The organism is Niallia sp. FSL R7-0648, assembly GCF_038007005.1.
GTDB lineage: Bacteria > Bacillota > Bacilli > Bacillales > Cytobacillaceae > Niallia > Niallia circulans.
This window is the reverse complement of sequence record NZ_JBBOWE010000001.1, coordinates 1083452-1096065: the sequence shown is the minus strand read 5'-3', so window position 1 is coordinate 1096065 and position 12614 is coordinate 1083452. Positions and strand designations below refer to the sequence as shown.

Genomic DNA, 12614 nt, shown 5'->3' with positions numbered 1-12614 from the left:
AGTTGTGATTATTGATTAATAGATACTTGTTTTTGAACGATAATATTTCTGGCTACTAGATAACATACAAAGGAAATAACCATTCCAATCAATGGCTGATTTGGCAGCTGTGGTAAGCTTGGAAAAAAAGAGAAGATAACAGGAATGCCTGCAATCGCTGCCCCAACAAGCCAAGAGATTACTCCTAAGAAATTTATTCCTTCTTTACTAGCCCATTTTGATTTGTCCCCTTTTTGAATAACCCAATAAGAAGCAATCATTACCCCTGCGACAGGAGGAATCATGGCAGAAAGCACGGACATAATCGGAACAAAATAATCTAAAATTCCAACCACAGCAAGAAGTGTGCCTACACCACCTGCAATCGCAACTGCTATCCGTTCTTTTTCTTTTGAAATATTAAATACATTGATAATGGCAATTCCACCAGAAAAGGCATTTACTGCATTCGTAGTCCAGGTTGCTAAGATAAGAGCAATAATTCCCAAAACAGGTAGTCCTAGTTCTGTAAATACACTTGTAATATCAGCAGTTCCAGCAGTAAGGGTCAATATAGCCCCAACAGTGATCATTAAGACTCCAGAAGGCAATATCCCAATAAATGCTGCTTTGCCAACATCTTTACGTGATTTCGCATATTGAGAATAATCCCCTGCAATAACTGCACCTAACGCAAATGAACCAATCGTAATAGAAAGTCCAGATAAAAAGGACATGGATCCAGCCGGCATATAATTTTTTATTTGTGCAACACCGTCACCCATTAAAGAAACCGCAACTGCATAGACACAGACTGCAAGCAAAATGGGAACTGCAACGTAATTTAGAATATTCAGTATTTTAATCCCATAAATGGCTGATAACAGCATAATGATGCCCCATATGAGGGAAGAAAGCGGTACTGGTAGGTTAATCCCATATACGCTTAAAAATTGGGAAAATGCTGCCCCACACACATTTGCTTGTATTCCGAACCAGCCCAGACATGCAACAGCTAATATAATCGAAATTATTTTCTTTGAGCCTTGTTCTCCAAAAACTTGCGAAGCGACACTAACGGTCGGCTTGTGTATATCACTGCTTTGTATTCCTTGAAAGATCATTAAAACAACAATAATTCCATACCCTATTAACCCGACAAGGACAGCTTCCCATAAAGGCATACCACTAACTAGTGTACCGCCTATTAATAAACTAGGTATACAAATCATCGAGCCCGTCCATAGAAAAGCTAGACTCTGCCATGATTGTGCCTCCTGATTTCCGTCTCTGTTATCACTCATTTTCACGCCTCCTTTATGTAATTAAAACTTATTATATCGATAACGAAACTATATGTATTTAGCTGAACCGAAAAATAAAAAGAGCATTCTTTGTTTAATTGAACAAAAATGCTCTTTTTTCTATTGCTCTTTTATTTGTGCTAACATTCGATAAACAGCGACAGCTTTGTATAACTGAAAAACTTCTGGTGATTTCGTAACAGGATATTTGAGAATTTCGGTTATCCTTTGAATTCGATATTTTATCGTATTTTTATGTAAGTAAAGAATATCAGCTGTTTCCTGAAAACGATTACTACCTTCTAATAAATATACCGTAAGTGTACTTAAGAGCTCTTCTGCTTGGTTGCCATGTTCTCTTATAGGCGAAATAGGCTGCAATATTTTCTCAATTGCCAATTCTCCGCTATTAATAATCTGAAAACACTCTAAAGAAAAATTCATTTCTTGCAGGGTAAATATTTTTTTATACGGATAAATAATTTTCGCTATCCGTAAATACTCATTACAGTTCGTATATGCTTGCTGAACCTCTGTTGTATTGTTCATATTTTGACAAATAGTTATCGTAAAGTTCTGTTCCTTTTCATCCAACAAAGCTAACAATCGATTTGCTGACTGAAAGGGATCTTCTTGAATAATAGAATCATCTACTAGGATAATAAGAAAACCATTATAAAAATCAACCAATGAAACATGATAATTCTGTTTGACGTATTCTTTCACTTTCTTCAGCAGTTGCTCTTCCTCCATATTGTTCGTTTCCACAATCCACATCATATGTATAGCTGTGACATCAATATTTAATATATTGGCCAGACGTCGCATCTTTACACTTTCATCGTTCATAATCGCCTTCATTAGCTCTGCTGTACTTATTTCATCGTAGTGTTTTCCCCATAAATTAATAAATACTTGCACGACTTCTGCTAGTTGAACAGCTGTATCAAGAACTAAAGGATCCTTTTCCTTCAAAATATATAAATTTAAAAAAGGGATTCCTTCTTGGGCAATTACTTTTTTTGATATATATAAAGGCTGGTCGCCATTTCTTTTCACCAAAACTTGGTCAACAGACAATTCTTTATATTGCTCAACTGTTTCAAAGATATTCATTGTACTTGTTCTTGGCCATGTGACTGCATGGATGACCTGGTTATTTTTATTGGCTAATACAAGAGAAGAACGAGTACGGTCAGCCAGTATTTTTAAGACAGTGTCCATATTTCTTTGTGGAAGTGGTACTCCAGATATTTGCTCAACCATCTCACTTACAAAGCTAGGGGAAGCCATCTCATTCTTTACAATCGCTTCAATGACTTCATATATAACTTCACTATAACGCAAAGACATTTGCTTTTCAGGCATAACAATTAATGTAAAACCGAGTGTATCTGCTAATTCGATAACTTTCTCATCAATTTTCGGGAGAAAAACACCGACATAATATAAGATTAAGCCAATTTCCCCTACTTTATGCAAATGCTCAATTGTTCTGCATTGTGCCTCAATATCATCTTTAATCATGATCAAGGCAGAAATAACAATTTCACTTCCATAAAACTCATCATTATTAAACAAATCTTCCTTCAGAGAAGCTACATCCGTATATTCTAAAACCGAAATAGAGGAAACTAGCTTTGTTAGTCCCTCTTTCCCTGCAACTACTTTTGCCTCACGCAGGGAAGGGAGCTTTAATAATTCTTCTAACTTTATACTCATCCAAAAACCTCTTTCTTATTTGGCAAATCTAAATCCTTTATCCATAAGACTGGGCTGCAATCGCATAAAGACTGCCATTTCTCTCAGGAAACGCTTCGCTATTTTTAACCATTACCGGAGGACGATCCTTTTCTTGAAAATCTAATTCTACGAGTGCTTTTATTATCTCTTTTTTCCCTTCTACTACATCCATTCTTATCATCCCCCTATAGTTAGAGATGATTGTTTGTATAAGAAGCATAGCCTGTTCATCATTTTGAGCAACAACTGGACCTATTACGAGATTAGCAGGCTTTCTTACCGCAGCAGCATAGCCGACAATCAAATTACTTTTCTTTATCACTATTACTTCTTTTGCCTGCTCAAATCTATTCTTTAGAAACAGGTCTCTCTCACAGCCAAATGCCTCTTTGTCCAGTTCGAGCATTTCTTTAAAATCTTTTGACTGATATGGGCTTATCGTATAACCATTTAGCGATTGTCTGCACTGCTGCCCTTCTCCAAGTAGTTTTGTCACATGACTATAATCATTAAATCCCAATTTTTCATAGACTGGTCTTCCTTCTCGCGTGGCAATTAACATAAGGGCAGAATCTTTTGAAACCTGATTCATACATGTAACTAATAACTCCTTGGCTAAACCAATTCCTCTATAATCTGGATGAACAATAACCATACCGATAGATGCCAAATTGCTTCCATATGGAATAATTGCAGCACAGGATATCACAGTACGTTTATCATTAACATGCCCAAAGACCGTCCCCGAAGCAAGTAAGGTGCGGATTTCTTGCTTATCATAATCCCAGCCGACAATAGTCGCTAGAGAAAGCAGTTCTTCCATATGTATTTGATTTAAAAGCTGCATTGTTACGATTTTTTCCTTGTTCATCAGATTCTCCTTCCAAAACAAATCAACAGAATATTATAAATAATATTTCTATTATAATGGGAATCTACAAAAAGTGGGGATTTTTCTTTTATCATTTCTTTTAAAAGAGTTTCCATTCATAAAAAAATCAGAAATAGCTTTGCATCGTGCCGTCCATTTCTGATACTATCTATATATTATTTAGATTTTCATTTCCCGTCCTTTAAAATCAATAAAACCTAATTCACTCGTTCCGACGATTTTCCCTTCTAAAATATCTAATATCCCATTTGCCGACTCGTCTGGATAGCCTGTTGCATCTTCCCCACCCATATCCGTTTTGATCCAGCCAGGATGAATAGCATATACCGTAATATTCTTTTCATTTACATATCTTGATAATTGAACACTAAACATATTCAGTGCTGCTTTGGAAATACCGTACGGAAAATCTCCTCCATAGGCGTTTTGGATACTTCCTGCTTCGGAAGAAATATTAATAATAGCTTTATCCTCGCCTTTATATATAAGCGGAAGAAAATGCTTCACTACTCTCATTGGTCCTAATACATTGACGTCCATCGTAAATTGGACATGCTCGAAATCTAATTCTTCGATCTTTTTCCCTCGTTCTGTTAACACTCCTGCATTATTAATAATCCCATCAATGGCTCCAACATCCTTGGCAGCAAGTTCAGCCGCTTTGATAATTGATTCTTCCTGAGTGACATCAAGGTAATATGTATGTAAATGATCTGGATATTTTGCTTTCAAGAGATTAATAGGAGAAGTTTCTTGAACCGTTCGAACTCCGGCAAGCACAGTATGTCCCCTTTTCAAAGCAGTTTTAGCTAGATGAATTCCCAAGCCTCGATTTGCCCCGGTAATTAAAATTTTCACTTTTAATCCACTTCCATTCCAATTGAATGTAGTTTTATTGACATTTACCCTTTTTCTGGCTGTATCTCTGTATGAAGTGCTTTAAAAAAATGTTGAATATGTTTATAGCTTGAGCCGAAATCACCCAAAGTTCCTTCCTTTGAGCAATAAACATCCACAGCTGATTGCATTCCTGCTAATTTGTAAACAGTCACAATCATTAAGCTTGAGCCTTTGCTGAGTACGATTTCTCCTCTCTCCATATCTACTTTTTTCAGATCCCAATTTGTCAGTTTTCTTTCGACTACATTCTTAATCGTTTCCATTAAGCGATCTCGGCTTTTTTTATAATAACGAGTCTTCAATTCAGGAACCTTAGGCTGTTCCTTTGTTTCTTCAAAACTTTTAAAAATACCAACTAGTACACGTGATAAAGTCAATTGCTTTTCCTCCTTAAAAACATGAAATCCTCTTATTTTGTTAACCGTTTGTTAGTACTCATCTTCTACTAACAGCCGTTTTTCCCTACTTCTTTTTGGTTATATGATTCGAATGTAAGAGCTTTCTTTTTGTTTTTATTATAGCTTATATACGAAAATCAATCTAGGACAAACTATTTAGATAGCTAGTAAACTATAATCATTTCTATTAATATATTATCCTGCCAATTAGCTTATGCCTAAACGGAGCGTGACTAAATGAAGAAGATGAGGAAGTCTAGTCTCATGTAGCTATTTAGTGAAAACCTGCTTCTTCTACTTTGATTTTTAATAAGGAATTTTTCAAAAAATGAATAGACGGAGTTTAATGCCATCACTTTCTCTGCCTATTCTCTTTTTTAATATATCCTTCTTGCTCCGGCCTTTTCTATGCTAAAGCTGGCGGGACACGATGCTTTGTTGCTTGTTCGTAGCTATAGGCCATTTCAATCAGGCTCGGTTCACTATAAGCTATTCCAGTAAAGGTTAATCCCATCGGCTTTCCTTTCGGAGTATAACCAGCTGGTACAGTAATCGATGGATAGCCTGCTTTTGCCGGCAGCTCACAGCCTACATATTTCGCGAATACTAAACCATCTAATTCATATTTTTCTATCGCTGCATCTATTCCTTCCAAAGCGGATAATCGAATATCTGTATCCCGATGTTCCTTATAGGTAGGGTCTTTTAAATCTCCATTTAACGTTTCGCAGTATTCCAAAATAGTCTGGCCATATTTTACAACATCTAAATGATTTTTATTAAACTCAATTACTTCCTTTAATGAATGGACAGGAACTTCTTCTGCACATTTACGCAGGTAATTATCTATCCCATATTTAAACTCATGATAAAGAACAATGGAGTCAAATTTTTCACGGTGGATCGTCATATCTATTAAAATAGCACCTTGCTGCGTTAATTCTTCTAACCCATTATTAAATAATGCAACTTCTTCTTCCTCTCTTGGTAAGAAGGAACGATCAACTCCAATTCTTTTTCCTTTCAGACCATCTGCTTTTAAAAATGCAGTATAATCCCTAGGCTGACCAATACTTGTTAATGTCACCTCGTCTCTTTCATCCACTCCTGCCATTATTCCAAGTAAGATAGCGGCATCTTGAACCGTTCTAGTCATCGGCCCTGCCGTATCCTGGCTATGCGCCAGCGGAATAATTCCGGTCCGGCTAATGAGACCTAACGTTGGTTTAATACCAACAAGGGAATTGTTGCTAGCAGGACTAAGAATCGAACCAGATGTTTCTGTCCCTATTCCTACCACAGCAAAATTGGCAGCAATGCTTGCTCCAGTGCCAGAGCTTGAACCACCAACATCCCATACTCCTGGCCCATACGGGTTCATTACCTGGCCGCCTAATGAGCTATAACCATTTGGCATATTTAATTCCGTAATGAAATTGGCAAATTCGGATAAATTAGCTTTGCCTATAATAATCGCTCCTGCTTCGCGCAGCTTTTTTACAATAAAGGCATCCTCACTGGCAAAATTATTTGCTAAAGCAATCGAGCCAGCCGTTGTGGCCATCGCATCCTTTGTATCAATATTATCCTTAATGATGACTGGAATACCGTAAAGGGGGCCAATTTGATCCACTTCTTGTCTTTTTTTATCTAGCTCAGCAGCAATTGCTAATGCATCTGGATTAATTTCTCTAATGGAGCATAATGTCGAATCAAATGTCTTGATTCGTTCTATATATTGTTTTGTTAGCTCCCATGAAGTAATCTGCCCCGAATCCAGAGCCTTTTGTACTTCAAAAATAGTTGTTTCTTCTATATGAAATAGATTTTGATTTTCTTTTTCCATTTGTCTGATGCCCCCTTCTTATTTTCTTAAGTATAGCCTGTTCAACTAGACGAGAGGAAGAATAATTTCTCATTTATCAAAATATTTCTATATGTTATGATTAAAAAAAGAGAGGTTTTTCTTTATGTATTCATTTCAACTTATTACCCAAGAGCAAGCAGAGGAAATTGCTTTTAACTGGCATTATGATGGAAAGTATGCGTTTTATAATATGGAAGCGGATGAAGAGGATTTAACAGAATTTCTTGATAGGGATAAAAGAGCTGACTCAGTTTATGCTGTTACAGAAAACAATCGACTCATTGGCTTTTTTAGTATCCATCAGGAAGAAAACGACACCATTGATATAGGCCTTGGTTTAAGGCCAGACCTAACAGGACAAGGGCTTGGCTATACCTTCTTAGCTACTGGAATCACTTATATAAAGGAACGCTTTTCTCCAGCTTTTATCACCTTGGCTGTTGCCGTCTTTAATGATCGAGCCATAAAATTATACAAAAAGGCAGGCTTTAAAGAGGCAGCTACATTCCTTCAGTATACTAATGGTGGAGAATATGAATTTGTAAAAATGATATATCCGTGCAAAAAAAAGTGTTGATTTCAATTAAATGAAACCAACACTTTTTTTACTGCTATTTAAAATCTATTTCCATGCCTGGATATACCAACTGAACGGGACCACTATAAATTTCTTTTGCTTCTTCCACCAGTTTTTCCTGTTCTCCATAATGGGGAAGATGGGTTAATAAAAGCTGCTTTACACCGGCAAGTTCCGCTAACTTTCCAGCTTCTTCACCAGTTAAATGTCCTCTTACCACGCCGAACTGTTCTTTATATATACTTGCTTCACTTATTAAGAGATCCGCATTTTTCGCAAAAACAACTAACTCATCCTTCCACTCTGTATCTGCAGTGTAAAGAATGGTTTTGCCATTTGCTTGGATCTTCATTGCCAAACAGTAGGCAGGATGAATCGTTTCACAAAAAGAAATAGTAAACGGTCCAATATTAGATGTTTTTCCTACAGAAATTTCTCGCCCTTCTGTATAAATATCGTTGGTTAATTCCTCAAACTTGCTATCCTGTTTATGTCCATAAATTGGGAAAGCTGCTGCGCGATTTCCAAGTATAGATTCCACTAACATAGCATATTGCAGCACGCCTACATCTGCGATATGATCATGATGATAATGGGAAAGAATGCACGCATCTAAATCTTTTAAATCCACATAGGATTGCATCTTTGCTAGCACGCCGCTCCCACAATCGACCAATAAATGAAATCCAGCGGACTCCATTAAGAAGGAAGAAGTCGGACTTTCTTTCCCAGGATAACCTCCATATTTTCCTAAAAAGGTAATTTTCATCACACTATTCTCCTTTAAACAATCTATATCTATTTATTATTACCGATTTCGATTGACCATATAATCTACTAAGTACCTCAAAAAATTAGTCTTCTTCGGTATAGCATCGACTATATCTAATGCTAAACTATAATGCTCCCACATTTCCTTTCTGGCACCTTCTACACCTAGCACACTTACAAAAGTGGACGTATTATTGTCTTTGTCCATTCCAGACTCTTTTCCTAATATTTCTTTACTTCCCTCTGCATCGAGTAAATCATCCTTTATTTGAAATGCAATCCCAGCATGATAAGCATATTTCTTCAGCAAATCCTTAACCTCTTCTGGAACTACCGCTAAAATGGCTGGCATGACAAGTGCTGCTTCGAACCCAATTCCCGTCTTATAAAAACAAAGAGTATTCAGCTCTTGAAGAGATAGTTTTTTTCCTCGCGATTCTAAATCCATTATCTGGCCTTTACACATATCAGCAGTAGCTTTCGTTGTATACTGAATCAGCTGTAATATCCTGGATTCATCAAAACCACGTAAATTAGCTTGTTCTTCTATTGCCTTTTGTGTCAGGAATAGTCCAGTTAATTCTGCTGTTGCAGTATCATACACTTCATGCAGCGTTGGTCGTCCTCTCCTCATTGCGGCATTATCCTGTGATGGCAAATCGTCAAATATTAGAGAAGCTGTGTGCATATATTCCACTGACCGCAGCAGGGGGGCGATTTGGGCATTATCTAGTCCCCATTCTTTTTCCCCGATAAAACTAGTAATAACCGGCCGTAATCTTTTCCCATTTCCAGTAAGACTATAATTTGCTGCTTCTGTCACGATATCTTTTTTCAATTGTACATTTTCTGTAATTGGCAGCATATTATCGATAGATACCCTGATTGATTGAATCATTTCAGAAAACGCTTCTTGTTCTCTGTGATTTTCCTTTAAAATACTAATCATATGATCACGTAATAACTTATCGAAAAAGTCGACATCATCTGATTTTTCCACCATCTGCTGTAATAATCGATTAAAGACGGGAAAATCTTTTGTGAGAATTCCCATTAAATCATTATATTTCTCATTTCCCAATTTTTCCTTTAGTCGTTTTAATCCGTTAACTGCACGGTCTAATAAGACTTCTTGGGTTTTTAAATCAGAATGGTATACATCGTGAATCAAATAGGAAATGACGGTCCAATACATTTCAAAAGGATTAAGTAAGTCCTTTCTCGTTTGATAATAGGTGAGATAATACGTATAAGGCGTTACAGCACCATCCTTTTTATCCTCAAACATATCGGCTAAATCATCTGCCAGCTGATTATAAATTCCATAATAAAATGTTCTTTGATCATAGCCTTCATCCTCAGGTGCATTCATTAACGAGCGAACAATCTGTCGCGAAGCAGAAGATTTAAGGATTACAGGGATATATATTTCTTCATTAGAGTATGTGCTAACCGTCAATTTCTTTTTTCTGTCGACCTCTTGTGAATGAAAAAAGATATAGGATTGATTTAAAAATAGCTCCCATGTTTGATTATCATGCTGTTTTTTCATATATTCAAATGCTTCTTTTAACTCATTATGGATGAAGGAAATAAGCTCTTTATTTTCTCCATGCCACAAACCAAAATGTGGGACTATCCCTGTTTCTAAGGTACTTCGGATTAGAGCAGAATAGCGTTCTTCCTCTTCCGGTGATAAAATATGGGCATCAAGTAAATCATCAATTAAAGGATAGGTCAATCCATAATAGAAGCCTAGTTTAATAGCTTTTTCTAGTCGCAGCTGGCGCTCTTCGTCTGAAAGGTCCATGGTTCTTCTTTCTTCTAATTCGTGCATCAAGACCCCTGCAAGAATCTTCAAGATTTTCCGCTGGGCATGCTCCACGCTCATCCCAGCAGGAATATGTGAAGTCACTCGTTTCAGCTTTTCCATAACCCAAATCATTGTATGTTCAACAGCAGCTTTTTTAGCTAATTTGTATATACGGGAGACACTAAAATTATCTTCCTTTGTTTCTTTCTTTAATAAATAATTTTTCACCTTTCCAACTGCTTCATTAACTCTTTCTTGTGTGAAAGGAGAAGAAAGCGTCTTTCCTAAATCGCGCATATATAGATAGGAAATACTTCTATGCAAATAGTTATCTAGTTTGCCTGCATAGTTTAACCACTCTATATAAAGGCGATATCCTTTTACTCGTGGTTTTCTTTTTTTTCGGGAAAAATAACTAAGGATGGATGGAGAATGAATATGGTTTACTTTCCATGTTTGAAAGTCGCTCGTTAAGCACGACACATAAGCCTTATCCACTAACTGCTTTTGAAGGGATTCGAAGTAACGAGCAGCTTTGTCCTCTGCCGATCGATATTCCTCCTTTTTTTTATCTTTTACCTTTTTATCCATATGAACATTACCTCTGCTTTTACTTAAAGTTCATTTAACTAATCTAATATAATCAGCTTTCCTCTTTATTATAACTAGAATATTCATTATCTCCTATTAATCTTATATATACCATAGAAAAAAACTCTCCTATTACGGAAGGAGAGTCTTAGTATAAAGAGTTTGATTTTTGGATGCAGCTTTTTATCTGTTCCCTTTTTATTCCCGATTATCTTAAAAATGTCTCTAACAATAGCTAGATTTATTAGCAAACACTTTATTACTTTCCATACAATGCTTCCATATTCCCTTTGCTTCTTTCGCATAAATATCGAAGATTTAATTCATTCTTGCTTCTTCTGTTGGATAAAGCTTTTACTCCATCAGAAGCCAGCAAACCATAGTTCATCCCAGAATACTTTGAGTACGAAACTGTAGAAATTTACTTCATTATTATACAGAAGTTGCTCTATGTTTGGTTACCGGAACTGTATCCCCTGATTCTGCGGCCTTTTCCATCACAGATGGCCTTGCAAGGATGAATACAGATATAATCAATAAAGAACCAGCTATTAAGAGAATCCATTGCGCAGGAATATAATCATATAACACACCAAATATAAGTGTTCCTACCGGCATCATTCCCATTGCAAATGTCTCTAATATAGTAAAAACCCTTCCTTTATATTCATTCGCAATCTTCTTTTGCATTAATACCATTATTGGGATATTAACCAGTATATTAACAGATCCAAACAAAAACATTAGCATTAAGTAAAAGATAAATATAGAGGCTGCCGACATCGGAATGAAGATTGGAATAGCTGCAGCTGCCATTAATATTCCTAGCACTATAATTCCTATTTTACTTACTTGGAAGGGTTGTTTAAATTCCTTTCCTAATGAAAGATAAATAGAAAGCAATAAAGTTCCAACAGCAAAAGCACCTTCTACCATTCCAAATTGGACAGATGGCATATGTAGCTTTGTATTCACTACATATGGGAAACCAATATTAAAAGCAGTAAAAATAAAATTGACGATAAGACTAATACTAATAATAGCTACTAATAGCGGCTGATTCTTAACATAAACTAAACCTGCCTTCAAACTCATCCAAACCGTTTCCTGTTGTTCTGCCTTTTCTTTTTCCTTTTCAAACAATGTAAAATTCATCGTGGAATCAAGTACAACAGCAATCAACGAAGCAATCAGAAAAATTGTTAAAAAGACAGACATGGAGACAAGACCGAATAATATTCCACCGATAGCAGGACTGGCAATTTGCGCAATGGAAACGGCAATTTGATTCATGGAAGACGCTTTTTGAATGCGGCTTTCATCAACTAATCCTGTTAAAGAAGAAGTAAAAGCATTGCTCGCAAACATCGAGGTAATAGATAAAATACAAGATGTTGTATAAATAGCAGGTAAAGATAATCCTATCGTGACACTGTAAAGCAGCAATCCACCAATAGATATGGTAGAGACAGTTTGCGCTGTAATCGCAATATGTTTACGAGGATATCTATCAATAATAGACCCAGCAAAAGGTGCTACTAGTGTCCGCGGCAAAATATTGCACAACATATTTACGGCAAAACTCATCGAAGAGCCAGTTAAATGCAAAATATATAAACTAATTGCAAATGTATAAATTTGTGACCCAGCTGTGGCAATTAATTTACTACTGACAAATGTCCATAAATGGTAGGCGGCCCTCTTTTCTAACGAATATTCTTTCACCAAAACATCGTCCTTCCTTTAAAAGTTTAATTAAATTAAACAAATCATATCACA

The 12614-nt window shown here is 36.3% G+C and carries 10 protein-coding genes; 1 reads left to right on the top strand and 9 read right to left on the bottom strand.

Annotation, left to right across the window (positions count from 1 at the left end):
• Window positions 1–8: 8 nt before the first annotated feature.
• From NSQ89_RS05140 to NSQ89_RS05115, 6 genes are all read right to left on the bottom strand, one after another.
• Complete coding sequence (locus tag NSQ89_RS05140) at window positions 9–1283, bottom strand: cytosine permease (protein ID WP_047941537.1); 1275 nt, start codon at window positions 1281–1283, stop codon at window positions 9–11.
• Between the two features lie 120 nt (window positions 1284–1403).
• Window positions 1404–3005: a PucR family transcriptional regulator gene (locus NSQ89_RS05135; RefSeq protein ID WP_095321790.1), complete on the bottom strand. Its 1602-nt coding sequence runs from the start codon at window positions 3003–3005 to the stop codon at window positions 1404–1406.
• Between the two features lie 37 nt (window positions 3006–3042).
• Window positions 3043–3897, bottom strand: a complete 855-nt coding sequence (locus tag NSQ89_RS05130; RefSeq protein ID WP_341132338.1) for a GNAT family N-acetyltransferase — start codon at window positions 3895–3897, stop codon at window positions 3043–3045.
• Window positions 3898–4077: 180 nt separating this feature from the next.
• Entirely contained in the window at window positions 4078–4776 is a 699-nt protein-coding gene (locus NSQ89_RS05125; protein ID WP_144581125.1) for an SDR family oxidoreductase, read from the bottom strand.
• A 44-nt stretch (window positions 4777–4820) separates the two neighbouring features.
• On the bottom strand, window positions 4821–5195 hold the full coding sequence (locus NSQ89_RS05120) for a hypothetical protein (protein WP_047941533.1): 375 nt from the start codon (window positions 5193–5195) through the stop codon (window positions 4821–4823).
• Window positions 5196–5622: 427 nt separating this feature from the next.
• A complete protein-coding gene (locus NSQ89_RS05115; RefSeq protein WP_341132337.1) occupies window positions 5623–7062 on the bottom strand; it encodes an amidase family protein in 1440 nt (479 codons plus the stop codon).
• Window positions 7063–7186: 124 nt separating this feature from the next.
• On the opposite strand from NSQ89_RS05115, the gene NSQ89_RS05110 reads away from it, so the two are divergent.
• Window positions 7187–7660 (top strand): GNAT family N-acetyltransferase, encoded by a 474-nt coding sequence (locus NSQ89_RS05110; protein WP_328283118.1) that lies wholly within the window; start codon window positions 7187–7189, stop codon window positions 7658–7660.
• 34 nt (window positions 7661–7694) lie between these two features.
• Here the strand turns inward: NSQ89_RS05110 and NSQ89_RS05105 are convergent, their stop codons facing one another.
• The 3 genes from NSQ89_RS05105 to NSQ89_RS05095 all read right to left on the bottom strand — a co-directional run bounded on the left by NSQ89_RS05105 (window position 7695) and on the right by NSQ89_RS05095 (window position 12560).
• Window positions 7695–8429 (bottom strand): MBL fold metallo-hydrolase, encoded by a 735-nt coding sequence (locus NSQ89_RS05105; protein WP_047941529.1) that lies wholly within the window; start codon window positions 8427–8429, stop codon window positions 7695–7697.
• A gap of 39 nt (window positions 8430–8468) precedes the next feature.
• Window positions 8469–10835 carry a polyprenyl synthetase family protein gene (locus NSQ89_RS05100; RefSeq protein ID WP_341132336.1) on the bottom strand — a complete coding sequence of 789 codons (2367 nt, stop codon included), beginning with the start codon at window positions 10833–10835 and terminating at the stop codon, window positions 8469–8471.
• A 432-nt stretch (window positions 10836–11267) separates the two neighbouring features.
• Complete coding sequence (locus NSQ89_RS05095; RefSeq protein WP_095320357.1) at window positions 11268–12560, bottom strand: MFS transporter; 1293 nt, start codon at window positions 12558–12560, stop codon at window positions 11268–11270.
• Window positions 12561–12614 lie beyond the last annotated feature (54 nt).